A 16,470-nucleotide genomic window follows, 5' to 3' on the forward strand; every position below is an offset into this window, starting at 1 on the left:
CTTCTGAAACCAGATTTTGGTCACACCAAGGAAGAAGAAAAATGAACAAAATTGCCGTAGTGGGTACCGGATTGATTGGACAAGGTTGGGCAGCTGTGTTTGCTCAGGCCGGTTTCGAAGTTGCACTGTATGACGCTTCGCAGGAAGCTGCAGAGCGCGCCTTGAAAGCAATGGAAAACCGCATCGACGACCTCGCAGAGTTTGACCTGATCGAGCCCTCGGATGCGCCAAATGTTCTTAAGCGCATCACGATAGCCTCTCGTCTAGAAGACGCATTGGACGGAGCCATTTACGTTCAGGAAAATGGGCCAGAAATCGTCGACATCAAAAGAGAGCTCACACAGGCGCTGGATGCGCTTGCAGCCAAAGATGTGCCCATCGGAAGTTCAACATCTGGGATTTCCGCTTCGCGCTATTGCGAACATATCCCAGGCAGGCATCGTTGCTTTGTCGTACATCCCATCAATCCACCCCACCTGCATCCGGCCGTTGAAATTGTCCCTACGCCCTGGACAGACCAAAATGCCATTTCGATGGTGAACGAGCTGATGATCAAATGCGGGCGTGAAACCATCGTGTTGAGCGAGGAGATCGACGGGTTTGTCGTGAACCGTCTGCAAGGCGCGCTTCTGGAAGAGGCGTTCAGACTTGTGGGCAGAGGCATCGTGTCGCCTGAAGATCTGGATAAAGCGATTTGCGATGGGCTCGGGTTGCGTTGGTCCATCATGGGGCCGATGCAGACCATTCACCTAAACGCCCCGGGGGGCGTTTCCGATTACGTTGCGCGATACGGGGAAATGTACCGGGGCTTCGGTATTGGCCCTTACGATGACGTCGACTGGGCCAGTATCGCGAATGAGAAACTCGAAGCGAAAATGTCAAAGCGAACGCCTGTCGCTGAAATTCCCGAAGCGCAAATAGCCAGGGATAGAAAACTGATGGCCTTGTTGCGCCATAAGAAACAAGTCGGTGTTGAAGCGTCTAAACCATAGAGCTTCAGACCCAGATATTTGCCTGAAAACAACCAAACACAAACGGAAAACCAATGTCTCAAAACCCCCTCCTTATTCTGAGCGACAATGACAATATCGCTGTCGCCCTGCAAAAAATTGAGCCTGGCCGCCAATTCGCTTCACTTGGTTTTGTCGCACAAAGCGCCATCGCATCGGGTCACAAAGTTGCTTTGACAGAGATCGCGTCCGGACAAGAAATCATCAAATACGGAGGTGTTATTGGTATCGCAACAAAGGACATCAAACCTGGGGAACATGTTCACGTTCACAACGTTGCGATGGCCCAATTTCAACGTTCCCAAACATACGGAAGCAAGGCGCAGGACACGCACTTTGTACCAGCGTCCGAAAGGGCGACGTTCCAAGGATATCGCAGGGCGGACGGGAACGTGGGGACCCGTAACTATGTCGGCATCGTCACGTCGGTGAATTGCTCTGCCTCGGCAGCCAAACATCTGGCCCGTGAAGCCGAGCGTTCGGGGCTTCTGGATCAGTTTCCTGGTGTCGACGGGATTGTCCCGATTGTGCATGGGGCTGGTTGCTGTATCGGCACTGATGATGAAGCCTTCCGCAAATTGCAGAGCGCGATCTGGGGTTATGCAACACATCCAAACTTTGCCTCGGTCCTAATGCTGGGCCTTGGGTGTGAAGCCAACCAAATCCCATTGATGTTGGAAGCCTATGGCAGGCCGCAAGACAAGAGTTTTCAGTATTACACGCTGCAAAGCGCTGGTGGCACGCGCAAATCGGTTGAAAAGGGATTGCTGTGGCTTGAGACGGCCCTGGAAGAGGCCGTAAAAGCAAAGCGAGAAACCGTGGATGCTTCTCATCTAAGCGTTGCCCTGCAGTGCGGTGGGTCGGATGGGTATTCCGGGATCACAGCCAATCCGGCGCTCGGGCATGCCGTCGATCTTCTGGTCAAAAACGGTGGAACCGCTGCCCTGTCCGAAACCCCCGAAATCTATGGTGCCGAGCATTTGCTGACGGATCGCGCTGCCTCTCCGGAAGTTGGCCAACAGCTGGTTGATCTTTTGGAGTGGTGGGAAGAGTATGCCGCAAAACACGGTTCGGAAATGAACAACAATCCAACACCGGGAAATAAGGCGGGCGGTCTGACAACCATCTTGGAAAAATCGCTTGGCGCTGTGGCAAAGGCGGGGTCGACGAAGTTGAACGGCGTCTACAAATATGGCGAAAAGATCACCGCCAAAGGATTAGTTTTTGTCGACGGCCCTGGTTACGATCCAGTCTCGATCACCGGTGAAGTTGCCTCTGGTTGCAACATGATCTGTTTCACGACAGGGCGTGGATCCTGTTACGGCAACAAGCCAGTGCCGTCGATCAAAATTGCCTCAAATTCCGCAATGTACGCCCGGATGCAGGACGATATGGATCTGAACTGCGGGGCAATTGCAGAAGGCAGTGAAACCGTGCCCGAGGCGGGCCAACGGATTTTCGAAGCCATCTTGGAAACAGCCTCCGGTACCAAGACCCGTTCCGAAGAGTTAAATGTCGGCGAAGCAGAATTCGCGCCCTGGCAAACCTACGCCCAGATGTAGGGGACGCGCTGGGTTGGACGTGTCAGTGGCCGCTCGACCTAAGACCAATCAAATGACTAGGAAACGGAATGATTTACACGTTCGAAGGTGAAACACCAAAAATTGCGGACGACGTCTTTGTGGCCCCAAACGCAAGTATCATCGGGAATGTCGAAATCGCGGAAAAGGCAAGCGTCTGGTTCGGGGTCGTCATCCGCGGTGACAATGACCTGATGCGGATCGGCGAAGGAAGCAATATTCAGGACAACTGCGTTTTGCATTCCGACCCTGGGTTTCCGCTAACGATTGGGCGGAATTGTACAATAGGACACAGCGCAATTGTCCATGGCTGCACGATCAGCGACGGCACGCTAATTGGTATGGGGGCCACTGTTCTGAATGGCGCGGTGATTGGCAGAAACTGCCTGATTGGAGCCGGCGCGCTCGTTACAGAGAAGACAGTCATTCCGGACAATTCTTTGGTTGTCGGGTCTCCCGCGCGTGTCAAACGGGAATTGAGCAAGGAGCAGATCGAAGGTCTTCACCAAAGCGCGCTTCACTATCAGGAAAATGCAATACGATTTGCCCAAGGGCTTTCCAGTTAGACGCACAACAGGCAAATTTGATATGACAACCGCTCAAAGAGAAACCCTTTTGCACCTTTTCCGCAAAGCCGTATCTTCTGTGAAGGGTGATATCAGCGTGCGGAATTGGGTGTCGGACCACGAAGTAAGACGGCCGACGCACATCATTGCTGTTGGAAAAGCGGCCGCAGCCATGCTTGACGGTCTGCCAGATGACTGGCGCAACACGATACCCACCTATCTCGTCACCAAGACCGACCATCTGGAAAACCGCGCGTTCGGCAATCACGTCGAGGCGTTCGAAACGAGCCACCCCATACCCGACCAAACGTCGTTAGATGCAGGTGAGGGGTTACGCAGCTTCGTGGCCGGTTGCCCGACCGGAAGTCATTTGCTGATGCTTGTTTCAGGTGGCGCATCGTCGCTTGTCGAACATCTGCGGCCAGGGGTTGGTCGCGCCGATCTAGTGGCCTTGACGGAAACCGCCCTGGCTGAAGGTATGGACATCGGTGAAGTGAACAAGCGGCGGCAGGCCATTTCAGCAATCAAGGGAGGTGGGTTGTTGGCGTCGTTCAAGGGCCAACAAGTCGATGTCCTTGCCATTTCGGACGTCGCTGGGGGCAGTATCTCGGTTATCGGTTCCGGGATTGGCGCACCGCCCGAGCGCACCGGTTTTCCTTATAAATGCAGCGTTGTCGCCTCGAACGCCGTGGCTCGCGACGCAATAATGCAAGCCGCAAATTCACTCGGAATCAAAACGATCACCAACCAAGAGAACATGTACGCGGACGTGCTTGAGGTCGCAGCTCGGATCGCTCAAGAGATCATGGGAGGGCCAGAGGGTTTGTACGTCTATGGCGGCGAGCCGACGGTTGTTCTCCCAAGGAATCCCGGCCGGGGCGGTCGCAACCAGGCACTCGCGCTGGAGCTCGCTCGGTACATCATAGGCCGAAATGACATCGTTGGGCTGGTCGCAGGCACCGATGGAACCGACGGGCCCACACACGCGGCAGGTGCCTTTCTGGACGGGGTGACATTCAAGAAAATGCCGGGCGCAGAGAAAGCCCAGAAACGCGCTGATTCAGGTGAATACCTTTCCCGAACCGGAGATGCGGTCATTACTGGACCAACCGGCACCAATGTGATGGATTTGGCAATTTTCCTGAAACAGCCCAGTTGAACCAACCTCTCAGACTGTGGATCAACAAATCCGTACTATTGCGCAGAACCTTTCTAAGTGAGCACAAGCGGTGCGGGCAAATGCCTGTTGCGTCCAAGACTTGGGCCTGGCCATCGAAGGCTCGCTAGGCTTGGCGGGAATGGCTGGTTTCCTTGCCGCACGGCGGTGGCGGAGTTTACGCGCTTGCGGCATTCGTCGTGCTGCGCGCGCTCGCTGCACAAATCTGACACTTCTCCTATGGGCTCGAGGCAGTCATTCGCTACAAATATTCTTAATGACTGCATTGCCGCCCATCACATCGAAACTCGCGACATTAAATAGATGTGTGGCCTCTGATATCTAACACTCGCGGCGTTCTCCGAACCTAAATACGTGTTGCTGCATGAACGCGACCTGCCACTCAATATGACCCATGGATCATAAAACGGAAATATGATCTGCGGATCATACGGCATGAAAGGCAATCGCCCGACGTCGTATGCCAGCAGCAATGGCATCTGCCAATGGCTGTGGAAATCCATCCGGCAGGTCTGCGAGTGTCTTGCCCAAGGCGGGTTCAAGCTCAGACGCGACGCCCGACAAGACCTCTTCCGCCAGCGCCACACCAAAACCTGCCGCCTTCGCAGCCTGCAGGAAATGACGCGGCACCACCTCGTTGATCCGGTAGTGTCCGTCGACGGCCATCGCGAGGCGCATCCGGTTCTGGCGGATTTGACCGTCATCCACGGCTTTCTGAGCGCTCAAAACGTCATAGAGCGGTGTCATGCGGAAGCCGCCAGGGCGTAAAGAGATGCTGAAATTTTTGGCGTGCCCGTCTGTCGCCCCCAAGAGCCAAAATAGCACCTGCGCGCGGAAGAAAGCGCGTTGATCTGCCTCGGGGTCATCACTACCGGCCAGCAATCCGATACCTTCGGTGGTCCCCGGCCCGCCATCCATTTGGTATTTCTGGCTGGGCGGGACTGAGAGCGCTTGGCAAAAGTCTTCCTGCGGGAGGCGGATCAAGCGACCATCCTTGGTCCAACGCCGATCGAACCGGGTCACAACAAGGCTCCGCACGTCCTCGAAGTCGGCAATCTCGACTTCAGCCACATCCATGCCCATGGCACGGCAAAAACTCATGCAGAAATACTCGTTCTCGACGCTGTCAGACAAATCGATCCCTGCGGGCAGAACGCCAAGCTGCGTCTTGAGGATATGGGTTGTTGGGGTGAGCCCCGACGGACGGATCCACACGCCCTCATGGCGCAGCAGCGCTGTTTTCTCCTGCGCCCCTGCGATCGAAATGCGAAAGTCGTCTTCCTCTTCCATTCCAAGAGGGGCACTTGCGAGGCTGCGCAACATATCCGCAATCTGTGCCTCGGAAACGGGCTCTCCTTCGAGTGCGCCAACCTCGGGGATCTCACCCGAAACAAACTGCAAGGCCCCCACACAATCGCGGCCGATCTTCTCCAGCATGTGCCACGCGTCCGTGCCGCCCGCACGCACCCGTGCAGCAACGCGTTCTCGTATCGCCTGATTGTCCGGCAGCAGGTTTTCCAGGCAGGCAATGACAGAGCCGCCCTGGTGTGCCTCTTCACGCAAAGGCAGCGAAAGCGAGATGGGCATGGCATGTTCCCATGCCAACCATTCCGGATCATAGATAAAGCTGATCGCGCCCGAACCCGCGAGACGCAAAGCCCCCACCAACCGTCCGTTCAGAAGCACTTGCATCGTGCCGCTACGCCCGCGCCGGTTTGTTTTTTTGGGGGCCATCAGAAGATATCCTCAATCTCAAGCGAGCCACCGCGCTCCACCAATCGGAACTCAAGCCCAAGTGCCGCCATGACAGCGAGCACTGTGGCGAGTTTGGTTCCCGCGTCGCCATTCTCGAGCGACGAAATCGTCGCGACGCGCAAATTCGTGCGCGCGCTGATATCGCTTTGGGTCCAGCCGCGCGCTTTGCGCGTCCGGCGAAGTGCCTCGCCGATCTGCTCGGCCGTTCGTGCTGTGAGGTCCATGACGTGGCTCCTTTTACGGCACAGCGTAAATTAAAAAAAATTACGCTGCAACGTAAATATCTATTTTTTACGCCATGGCGTAACAATTGAGCCGCACTCATGCCTGCAGCCCCGCAGCACGAACCTGTTCGGGCGTCACCAGCTTTGACGCGATCAAATCCTCGATCTGGCGGTTCGTGATGTGGCGGCACAGGGGATGGCGCTCGTAGATCCACTCGGCGAGGCTCGCACGGCCTTTGGCTTCGGCCTCCCGCGCCTTCTCGCGATCCGCCTGTACCCGGGCAAGCCCCTTCTCCCATCGGCGCATCTTGAACCAATTGTCCGAGAAACAGACCTTGCTGCGCGTGTAGCCTTCGCTTTCCTTCGCATAGGCTTTGACCGCTTGCAGAAGGTCATCGGGATTCACCCCGGCTTTCACAGCCGCTGAAATCAGACGTAGGGTAGTTCGCCGGTCTCGGATCCTGTCTTCGGGAAAGGCCGCTAAGATCTTCTCAGCTTCAAGATCTTCAACCTCCTCCTCCGCCTCGCGCCTGCGCGTAGGTGGTTTATGGATGGTTTTAGGGTGGTTTGGGGTCCACCGTGAACCCCGTACCCCGTTCACCGTGGACCCCGTACCGGGTTCAGGCTGGACGGGGTTCACAGTGACCCCCGTGTCTATGTCGGGTTCAGCCGTCGGTTCGAGCGCGGCCACGCGCTCCAGAACGATACGGTAAATGACCGTGTAGCCGTTCTTGCAGTGCCGCCGCCCTGTCTCGATCAAAATGCCTTCCCGCAGGAAGTCGATGATGGTGCGCTTCACCGTGCTCTCGCTGAGCTCTGTGTGGCGCTGGATCGTCCCCTTGGAACACCAGATGCCCGAGCCGTCATCGCTCGCTTTGTCTGCAAGAAACATGATGATCTGTTTGCGCGCGGCACTGCCAAAGCGACGCTCTGCGCATTCGTTTGCAACCGCCCAACTCATCGAATTGTCCCAAGTTTAGAAACGATTTTGTGAGCATTCTGGCACGCAAACAGCGTTGAAACTTTCGCTTTTTGTTCACTTTTTGTCAGGGGATGTTTTGCACCCATAAGCCGTTGTTTTTGCGACCGTTCTTTCTGGATTGCAAATCCGTGTACACGAGTTCGATTCTCGTACTCGCCTCCATTTAAAATCAAACACTTACACGACATTCCCAAACACCAAGAAAAACGCTCTCGACACGTTTCTCAACATTCATGTTTCGGTCCCGTTCTGTTCCCCGGCGTTTTTACCAGTAATCGTTTGATGGCTAGACTGGGATTCGAACCTACTCCATCGGCTCGAATTCCGCTGGTACGGTTGAAGTCAAAGACAGCCTGATCAGCACCTAGTATTTCCGCTTTGGCGATGGGGATGTCACCGTTTGAGGATTGAAGCCAGTCTCCCTTGCTGGACAACTACAGACTAGAACAAAGCCCAGTAGCGTTTCCAGCACACTCCTTGCCCTCCTTTACTATTTACTAAAATGACGGCGACTCCTTTAGAGCTGATGCTGCCTCGGTGTTCTGAATACCCGTTTTTGGAAATCGGAAGTAAGCGGGCCGGGAAAGCCGATACGGGAACCCTATTTGACTAAAGTCGCCGACGTCAAAAACGTTTAATCCAGACCGCAATATCGCCGCCCATAGCGTGACATTGCCTTCTGTCGCTCTACTTGGGGAATGTCAGATAAATCAGCCCAACGTGCCCGAAAGGATTTATCTGAGCGAAAAGCTGCAGAAAATTCCGAAAGGACGGCGTTCTACATGGGGAATGTTGGCTCAAAAAAGCTTACTATACGTAGACTCCGGTCAGCCGTATTTCGATTAGCTGTTGGCCTTATTTTGACGGCTCTCTGCATTGCCCCGTTGATCGTGCTTGGGGAATATGTCGTGGATACTCGGGGAAGAGCCTATGTTCGCGCTCATTCCACTGCAACGGACATTGTAGGGTACATTCTAGATGTTTCCCCGGGCCCGTCACTGTTGGTTCCAGTTACTCGTGGTAGCGAATTTGGGCCGCCGTTAGTGATCCAACCAAGTCGACAGGAAGTCAGCATTTCTTTGCTGGCTAAGCGTTTCCTAGAAGGCAGTTTTGCCGTTCCCTATCGCCGGTTGGAGCTATTATCAACCGTTACATATGACTTTGAAGCTGCACTCAATCAACTCGCTCCAGACGAACGTCCGCAATGGGATCAGGCACAACTATTCATTTCACTGCGTTCTTCGCCAGCCACACCTGAACCCATCATTATTGAAATTGATGGGGTGCGTTATAGACTATCCGAGAAACCAACTTTTGTGACCGACCGGCGTTTTTACGCACGTGTGGGCGATCCAAGATCATTTGGTTCGATCGTCTTGGAACTTACATTGCTGGGGACGAGCGACATCTATTTGAATTTGCACGGGCACCACCGGGAATTGACGCTCTATACCGACTGGGCGTCACCTGATTTTCCCAAAGCCCCACCTCCAGACAGTATCCACACCGGTTGGTGGAGTACTCATGCAAAGTGGGTGCTCCCCGACCGGGCCTCTGCCCCATTTGTGTCGCGTGATCCAGACCAGCTTGCTCCGCCCTGGCCAAGAAAAGGTACCATGCAACCAGTGCCTGGATCTGAAAATATGCTGACGTTATCGGGACTAGCAGAACCAACTACTAATCCACAACTCGGGTCGTTTCCTATTAAAGTTGATCAAGGGTACGATCGAGATGATCAACTCTTCTACCTAAGTGATGGGTTGCTGGGTTGGACCATGGCTGCAGTCATGTTGCTAGTAGCCGTGCCAGGCTTGTTACGCCGTACTACGCTGCCGGTCCTTTTCGGACTAGGCCTACTGCCAGCATTTTGTATGAGCCTCGCCATCTATGTCATCGGTTGGATCTCCATCAAAATTATTTCTGTAGGAGTCGCGCTGGTTCTGACGGCAGCGCTTGCTCTTGTTCTTCAACGCCATGTGTCCTCGACTTTGCACCGGTCACTGATCTTCCTTTTTTCGGCGATGGCCATGGTAGTGGTCCTTGGCAGACCTCTGGCAGAATTCCGGCCATCTATGATGACTTGGAACATTGCAGAAATACTTTGGCTCGCTGCTCTAATCTTTCTTCTCGCAGCACGGATCAAAGCTGACCAGCAAACCAGCCGTTCATGATCTTCAATACTCAGACTGACAGAGGAAATAGAAAATTTGATGAAATCACCAGAAATTCTTGTGTGCAGATCGTAGCCAAAGCCGGCTCTCTGCCCCTAGTGCCGAAATGTGCATGATGCAGCAATTGAGGCACTTCACTCGCCCACAAATGTAGCGAACGGCCCTTACTGGACCTTCGTGCAAAACTCGTCTAATGACCCGTTCTAGCCCAAAGCGGACCTGGTGCCGAAACTGAACACTTTAAAACCGGACGTTCAGTACGGGTCACTATGAAGAGCCTACCAGTATTTGGCCGAACGTTCACTATAGGCGTCCAGAAATGGCAGGTTTTCACAAATTTCTGAACATGAAAAGTAGACAAGGGCCTCGTAACCTGGTCGTGTGATTGCACTCACTTCGCTAAGCATTTTGGAGAAATGCTGAGAATAGTGACACCTCAATCAAGGGCGTTGAGACAAGCCCAGAGCTCGGTTTTCCGAAACGGCTTTGTCAAGAAACCATTCATTCCTGCCTCACTGCAAGCTAATGCATCGCTTTTCTGCGCGTTCGCCGTAAGAGCAATAATTCTACATTGCGAGCGCCCGGTGTCTTGCTCGTGTTTCCTGATCTTTAGCGTTGCTTCTACCCCCCCCATAACTGGCATGGAAAGATCCATCAGTATCAAGTCGTATACTGAGTTTTGATACGCCTCGAACGCAAGGGAGCCATTCATGGCAAAGCAGACGTCTACACCGGATTTTTTGAGCATTTTCCCCACGACCAGTTGGTTAGTCTTATTGTCCTCAGCCACAAGGACCTTCATGCCGCGCAGCTGTGTCAGCGCTGTTTCCGCAGGAGCAGCGGATTCTTTGGTTCCACCCGCTTCTCGCTTACTTGGCGGAACCTCCGCCACCGCTGTTTCAGGTGGCCACCCGTTCGCAGCCTGTGGCGCAAGGTCAAGCTGCACGATAAAGGTAGCGCCCTGACCGGGAAGAGATTTGACAGAGACCTCTCCGCCCATCCGCTCAACAAGGGCTTGTGTGATCGCAAGGCCAAGGCCTGTCCCTTCTGATCGCCTTTTTGGAGAACCATCGGCTTGCTCAAAGGCCGCGAAAACGGAACGTAGATGACCCTGCTCAATTCCGCATCCAGTGTCTGAAATCTCAAACTGCAGAGGTCCCGATGATGCTCCCTGATCATAGGAAACCGCGACCGATACATATCCTTTCTCGGTAAATTTCACCGCGTTTCCAATCAAGTTCAACAGGATCTGACGGACCTTGTTGGCGTCACCTATGAACTCTGATGGGATTTCTTCGGGGTAATCGACGCGAAAATCCAAGTGCTTGTAGGCTGCTTTGGCTGAAAGAAGCATCGCGATTTCGTCAATGAGGTCGCGCAATGAAAAAGGCTCATAGTGAAGCGAGACCTTATCCGCCGTGATCTGAGAAAAATCCAGAACGTCATTGACTATTTCAAGCAACGCATTGGCAGAATTGAATATCGTACTGGCGAATAGAGACTGCTCATGATCCAGATCGGTTTCTTTCAACAACTCGCAAATCCCAAGGATGCCATTCATCGGTGTTCGGATCTCATGGCTTATGTTGGCCAGAAACCTTTCCTTAGCCTGGCTCGCTTCCTCTGCCTTTTCCTTGGCAATCTTGGTGAGTTCTAAAGCAGCATCGCGTTCACGCTCCGAGGTTATATCCGCCGACGAGCCTACAAGGTGGGTCAATTTCCCTGCTGCGTCGAATATGGGGGTCATGGTCGTTCGAATGTGTCGGGTTTTGTTAACTGCTGGCAAATTAATTTCGTAGGTGGTTTCCTGTGCAGTACGCGCCAAGTCCATATGTAAGGCGAGCGCCCGCTCGCCGGTGGAACCGCCGAATATCTCCAAAGCCGTTTTGCCGAACCAGCCTTGCTCGGGTATCTTGGTAATTTCTCGAGAGCGCTTGTTCATGGCGATATACCGGGGAGCCCCATCGTCGCCGATCTCCAAAATGATGACGGCCATACCCACAGCGTCCAATATGGCGTAAAGGTCTTTCATTCCAGATCGTTCCACTCATTACTTCCTTTGCACACAAGAACATATGCCTAGTTGTCCGGCGTCAGATCTATTCCTACACAATTTAACATATTGGATCACTCCTAATCAAATCTGAAGACGATCGGCCGAGAATAATTGCGAGCGTTCTGGTCTGCTCGTAACACCCAAACTAGGCGCCAATGGGCTCAGTGCGACTTACATATCATGCCTCCTAAATGGCGACTTTGAAGTTGCGCCTAAATTTTGCAAATGTCGCAATCTGCGCTTAGCTGCCGTTTGTGCAGGGCGCAGCGAGCGGCTGCAAACTGCCGATTCTGTGGAAAAACACCGTGTTGCTGGCGCAGAAAATAAGGGACTGAACGTCGCGCGAGCGCCTTTCTTATCATGCTTTGCCCGCTTGCTGCGGTGCAGGAAAGATCTTGGCCAGTTTACGGAGGTTTTGGGCGGTTGCGGCGAGAAGGAATTCGTCATTTGCGCCGCATGGTCCACGTAATCGGAGCCGCCCCAACCCAAGAATGCGTTTGAGGTGGGCAAAGAGCATTTCCACCTTCTTTCTGAGCCGCATTGAGATGACGTATTGTTTGGTTTTGGCAATGTCGCGGGCGACCTGACGGGCGTCTTCGTGTTCTTCGCGCGTGATGGAGCGGAAGGCGGCGTTGGGGCAGCATTTTGCTTTGGATGGGCATGCCTGACACGTCATTTTTAATGCGCGATATTTGGCGACACCTTTGCCGTCTGGGCCTCGGTTGGGATCAGAGTAATTTCGGCGGAACTGTTTGAGTGATTGCCCCTCTGGGCAAACATATTGGTCGTTCTCGGCGTCCCACTGGAAGTCAGATCGGCTCCAGGTCCCGTCAGTGCGCCCCGCTTTATCAATCACCGGGATATGCGGTGCGATCTTGCGGTCGACAAGCCAACCGAGCATTGGTCCCGAGCCATAAGCGGTGTCTGCGATGATGCGTTCTGGATGCAGATCGAACGTGTCTTTAACCCGATCCAGCATCGAGCGCACAGCCCCCACTTCAGCTTGTCGGATAGATCTTGAGGCCTCGACGTCGACGATGACACTGTAGTCAGTGTCGATCAGGTAGTTCGTAGAATAGGCGAAGAATGCGGGGCCTTTGCGGGCTGCAGTCCACTGACTGGCGGGATCGGAATGGGATGTGAACTCGGGCTCAACATCGGATGCCGCACCAAATGCTGCATCATCAAGAACGTCGAGATATTCGCGTACAGAGCGTGGGGCGTCATCTGGCTTGATCGCTGCGGTGTCCAAGTCTGCCTTTGGGGTAGAGTTCTGTTTGTTGGCGTCCGCCTCGATCAGGCTGGCATCTGCCGCAAAGCGTTGCCCGCCAACGAGACCGTCCGCAATGCAACGCGCCACGGTCGTCTCGAATAGATGACGCAGCAGATCGCTATCGCGAAAACGACCATGCCGGTTCTTGGAAAAGGTCGAATGGTTGGGTACTGGGTCCGCAAGATCAAGGCGGCAGAACCAGCGATAAGCAAGGTTGAGATGCACCTCCTCGCAAAGCCTGCGCTCGGACCTGATGCCAAGACAATACCCAACCAACAGCATGCGGATCAGCACTTCTGGATCAATCGAAGGACGGCCAGTGTGGCTGTAAAATTCTGCAAGGTGGGCTCGAATGCTGCTCAGATCCACAAACCGGTCAATCGAGCGCAGCAGGTGATCTTGAGGCACATGGTTGTCGAGAGAAAACTCGTAGAAGAGTGCGACTTGCGCTTCTTGCTTAGGTCCCAACATCGTCAATCCCCCTGCATTCACAAGCAAATTGAATCAGTGAAGGGCCCCCAAATCAAGAAGAGTTTTTCAACAGAATACGCCCTTAGAGCCGAATTCCGCACGGCGCACCGAGGCCGCAAACATGCTGTCACCCAACACTAGGGGGTGCCCCCCGTCAGGTGGGATCACCGTCTGGCGGAAGCGCCTCGGTCAGCTCTTCCCACCCCTGCCCCGAGGCCCCCAACCACCCCAGCGCGCGTCTTCCTGCGTCACGCTCGATAGTTTGCACGATTACCACCAGCTTGGTTGGATCAGCCTGAGGCGGTGGGCCATCGCATGCCCAGACCACGTTTCAAGGCCATCCAACAAAAAAGGCCCCGACCAACTGGCCGGGGCTCTGCTGCATTTGGTTCTTGAGAGGGTCGCCCCTATATAACGCCCATGACGCTCTTCGAAATCCTGACCGTCGGGCCGTTGCTGCCCTTGTTGCAACGGCCCTACTAAGAGTGCTTTACTCAGCCCCGCAGGCAAACCGGTCGAACGTTAAGACGCTGCGAATATGAGCGCACCTCCAGCAGCGGCCAAGCCCACTGCCCATCCAACAGTCACAACGGCTCCAACAACGATAACACCCACGGCAACGTCCTTTGCGTCTATACTGACCGACGGGGAACGTGCTGGCGCTTTTGCAGGTGCCCTTTTAGGCGCTTTCTTAGGTGCTTTTTTACGCGGGTTTGGTTTGATTTGGATTTTCGCGGTCAGTTTAACAGTTCCTGAGTAGGTTATGTCTTTTTCGACAAAAGAAACCGTTTGACTAGCGAACTCCAGTTCAAATGCCCCTTCAAGAAGCTTAAGGTTCCCGGATACATTCAGACCTCCGAGTTTGGTATTGATGACCTTCAACGACAATGACCCGGACGAAGTACCGCTGCCAGTTATCTTGTAGCCAGCTTCGAGTGGTCCAAGTGCTTTCTTGATTTCGGCTTCGTTGGCCTTCAAAGAAAAGGATGCGTCCAATTCGCCTTTCTTCTGAGCCGTGAATTCCGCTTTGCCTTCCAGATCGACGACGACAATGACACCAGGAAAAACGAGTGTTGCAGCGGATTTTTTGGAGATGTCCGCTGATACTTGCGCACTTGGAAGTTTGACCTTTACTGCCTTTTTCTTGACAATTGGATGTACGCAGACTTTTGGGTCTTTCTTCCAGTTGGGCACCCAAATTTTCGGGAAACTCAGCCCGAATCCTGCGGGCAATATCCGGCAGGATTTTCCAAGTGCTTTGGTATTTTCCTCAAACACCTGATCGGCGTAGCTCTCATAACCATAGACCTTTTTGGCCATGCTGAGGATCGTGTCGCCTGGCGACACCATCATGCTTTTCCCGCCCTTCCATTCGCCATCAAAGATCGCTTCTGCCTTGGCAAAAGGCGGTTTGTTTGAGGGGGAGTTGACGTTGATTGTAACATCAAAATTCTTGTAACCGGGCTTTAGCTTTTTCCAAGCGGCTTCCGAGACTTTGCCATACATTTTGAGCATTTCCTTGGTCGGGGCATACGGCCACCCACCACACCCGCCATTGATATCGTCAGCCTTGGAAATCGTATCTTTTGAGTTCAACGCCGCGGTGACTACCTTGGAAATCTCCTTTGAAACTGAAGATTCTTCGTTCTTCATCTGTTTTTCAAGCACATCTGACATGATTGACCCCAAGTTTGAAATTTGAAAAGGCACTCCAAAAATATGCTGTTTACAGTTCAAGCCTAGATCGGAAATGCCATAAAAAAAGGGGAATATGCTGCAGGATTTCCCGACCAAGGTACTTCAGTGTACGTGGACGTACGCCAGAAATTCAGGCGTCGTCTGTATTCGGCAGCGCTTCTGCCAGCTCTTCCCACCCCTGCCCCGAGGCCACCAAACAGGTCAGCCCGTTGGGAGTGGTCACAGTGATTGTCCAGGTTCCAGTTTCGGGGCTGGCGAAAGTCTTAATCACCATTCCTCGTTCACCCAGTCCAATACTCCGGCGGCTTTCCCCATAGGTGCTGGCCAGACGATCGACAACGGCTGCACGCGGAGCGCATTTGCGATTTTGTTGGGCCTTTGCAGGCACGGCGATGCAAACCGCCAAGGCGGATACAAGGATAAGTTTCATGGAAAACCTCCGAGGTTGGCCGCGCAGGGGTCCGGCGCGCGACTGGCCGGTCAAATGAGTTTGTCAGCAATCCTTTTGATCTTCCTTATAGCCTCCAGAGCTTCATCGTTGGTCCGAGGCGGAGGGAACTTACCCAAGCGCAAGGCTTCGACTACATCGTTGAAAACATTTGCGGCAGCGAAGGCCGTTTTTCTGGAATAGCCACATTGCCTCAGAACTGTGGTCAGCTGCCTTGGCGACATTTTAGAGGCACGGCCGACGGTCCGCTCTCTGGACAACCCTTGAGCTAGTTTGCGAGTTTTCATTTCACCGCATCCCCTAGCGCCAGTGTTCCTTGGGACATATCCGCCGGGCATTTCTGCCGGGTGAAAGTGCAAATGATCTTGGCGAGTGTTCCAATCTGGCTGATGGCCCCATCCATCCATTCCTCGGTGGCAAGAATGTATCTGGCCATCTGAGAGTTGCTGGCGCCGACTGGTGGAAGCGCTGGCTTAGGAGCCGGGTTCAGGATCTCAGGCGGGATCTTGTTAGGGTGAACCGCGCTTCCTTCGCAGGATGTCAAAAGCACGAGAGATAGCAGGGCTGCGGCAGGTGTTGTCATCTTGGACATTGGCCAATTCCTCATAGGCTTGGCGGTAAGCCTCGGCCCGTTGACGTTGGGTTTCGATGGCCTTGCCAAGCATGGTTGTGACTTCTGCGGATTGCTCATTGCGCGCGGCCAGTTCACGGTTTTCAGCCTTGGTGAGCGTGTAGTCTCGCGCGAACCATGCCGCCCCCAGGACAAGGGCGACGATCAGGCCCAGCTTTGCCCAGAGCAGCATTAGGCCTCATTCCGACTGAGAACGGCTCCTGTCGCGTCGTAGTGAGGCAACGGGCGCTGATTTGTCCACGGCCAGCTCTTAGGCCAACGCAGCGCCAGTAGACGGCTTTCCGCCATCCAGCTATCCTTGATCATGTCGCCCTGATTGCCACCACGGACAAGGTGTCTGACGTCAGCGCTTATGGGTCCAAATAGCGGTATTTGCTAAGAGAGGGTTTGTTGCTCATCAGTAACCACTGAGGAGTGGACGATGAGAA

General features: G+C 53.9%; 15 protein-coding genes. 5 read left to right on the forward strand and 10 right to left on the reverse strand.

All coding sequences use genetic code 11. The features are described 5' to 3' along the window. Positions 1 to 41 precede the first annotated feature (41 nt). The 4 genes from DL239_RS19660 (at position 42) to DL239_RS19675 (ending at position 4,315) form a co-directional block, all read left to right on the forward strand. Entirely contained in the window at positions 42 to 992 is a 951-nt protein-coding gene (locus tag DL239_RS19660) for a 3-hydroxyacyl-CoA dehydrogenase (protein ID WP_158980729.1), read from the forward strand. Between the two features lie 53 nt (positions 993 to 1,045). After that, a complete protein-coding gene (locus DL239_RS19665; protein WP_167685807.1) occupies positions 1,046 to 2,572 on the forward strand; it encodes a UxaA family hydrolase in 1,527 nt (508 codons plus the stop codon). 68 nt (positions 2,573 to 2,640) lie between these two features. Beyond that, positions 2,641 to 3,156 carry a gamma carbonic anhydrase family protein gene (locus tag DL239_RS19670; protein ID WP_158980731.1) on the forward strand — a complete coding sequence of 172 codons (516 nt, stop codon included), beginning with the start codon at positions 2,641 to 2,643 and terminating at the stop codon, positions 3,154 to 3,156. A gap of 22 nt (positions 3,157 to 3,178) precedes the next feature. Next, positions 3,179 to 4,315, forward strand: coding sequence for a DUF4147 domain-containing protein (locus tag DL239_RS19675; protein WP_158980732.1), 1,137 nt, complete (start codon positions 3,179 to 3,181; stop codon positions 4,313 to 4,315). A 444-nt stretch (positions 4,316 to 4,759) separates the two neighbouring features. On the opposite strand, the gene DL239_RS19680 is transcribed toward DL239_RS19675, so the two are convergent. From DL239_RS19680 to DL239_RS19690, 3 genes are all read right to left on the reverse strand, one after another. Beyond that, positions 4,760 to 6,067 carry a type II toxin-antitoxin system HipA family toxin gene (locus DL239_RS19680; RefSeq protein ID WP_167685808.1) on the reverse strand — a complete coding sequence of 436 codons (1,308 nt, stop codon included), beginning with the start codon at positions 6,065 to 6,067 and terminating at the stop codon, positions 4,760 to 4,762. After that, complete coding sequence (locus DL239_RS19685; RefSeq protein WP_036560649.1) at positions 6,067 to 6,312, reverse strand: helix-turn-helix domain-containing protein; 246 nt, start codon at positions 6,310 to 6,312, stop codon at positions 6,067 to 6,069. The genes DL239_RS19680 and DL239_RS19685 overlap by 1 nt, the downstream gene beginning before the upstream one ends. A gap of 97 nt (positions 6,313 to 6,409) precedes the next feature. Then, positions 6,410 to 7,273: a hypothetical protein gene (locus tag DL239_RS19690; protein ID WP_158980734.1), complete on the reverse strand. Its 864-nt coding sequence runs from the start codon at positions 7,271 to 7,273 to the stop codon at positions 6,410 to 6,412. Between the two features lie 719 nt (positions 7,274 to 7,992). On the opposite strand from DL239_RS19690, the gene DL239_RS19695 reads away from it, so the two are divergent. Then, entirely contained in the window at positions 7,993 to 9,465 is a 1,473-nt protein-coding gene (locus DL239_RS19695; protein ID WP_167685809.1) for a hypothetical protein, read from the forward strand. Positions 9,466 to 9,901: 436 nt separating this feature from the next. Here the strand turns inward: DL239_RS19695 and DL239_RS19700 are convergent, their stop codons facing one another. From DL239_RS19700 to DL239_RS19730, 7 genes are all read right to left on the reverse strand, one after another. Next, positions 9,902 to 11,497, reverse strand: coding sequence for a PAS domain-containing sensor histidine kinase (locus DL239_RS19700; RefSeq protein ID WP_167685810.1), 1,596 nt, complete (start codon positions 11,495 to 11,497; stop codon positions 9,902 to 9,904). Positions 11,498 to 11,879: 382 nt separating this feature from the next. Next, the gene (locus DL239_RS19705; protein ID WP_167685811.1) at positions 11,880 to 13,265 is read right to left on the reverse strand and encodes a transposase; all 1,386 of its coding nucleotides are present in this window, start codon (positions 13,263 to 13,265) and stop codon (positions 11,880 to 11,882) included. A gap of 154 nt (positions 13,266 to 13,419) precedes the next feature. Beyond that, positions 13,420 to 13,593, reverse strand: coding sequence for a hypothetical protein (locus DL239_RS19710; protein ID WP_167685812.1), 174 nt, complete (start codon positions 13,591 to 13,593; stop codon positions 13,420 to 13,422). 194 nt (positions 13,594 to 13,787) lie between these two features. Next, entirely contained in the window at positions 13,788 to 14,942 is a 1,155-nt protein-coding gene (locus tag DL239_RS19715) for a hypothetical protein (RefSeq protein ID WP_167685813.1), read from the reverse strand. A gap of 151 nt (positions 14,943 to 15,093) precedes the next feature. After that, positions 15,094 to 15,393: a hypothetical protein gene (locus tag DL239_RS19720; RefSeq protein WP_167685814.1), complete on the reverse strand. Its 300-nt coding sequence runs from the start codon at positions 15,391 to 15,393 to the stop codon at positions 15,094 to 15,096. A gap of 301 nt (positions 15,394 to 15,694) precedes the next feature. Continuing rightward, positions 15,695 to 16,003, reverse strand: a complete 309-nt coding sequence (locus DL239_RS19725) for a hypothetical protein (RefSeq protein WP_167685815.1) — start codon at positions 16,001 to 16,003, stop codon at positions 15,695 to 15,697. Continuing rightward, entirely contained in the window at positions 15,921 to 16,214 is a 294-nt protein-coding gene (locus DL239_RS19730; protein WP_167685816.1) for a hypothetical protein, read from the reverse strand. The genes DL239_RS19725 and DL239_RS19730 overlap by 83 nt, the downstream gene beginning before the upstream one ends. Positions 16,215 to 16,470: the final 256 nt, after the last annotated feature.

It is taken from the genome of Parasedimentitalea denitrificans (assembly GCF_011813015.1).
GTDB lineage: Bacteria > Pseudomonadota > Alphaproteobacteria > Rhodobacterales > Rhodobacteraceae > Parasedimentitalea > Parasedimentitalea denitrificans.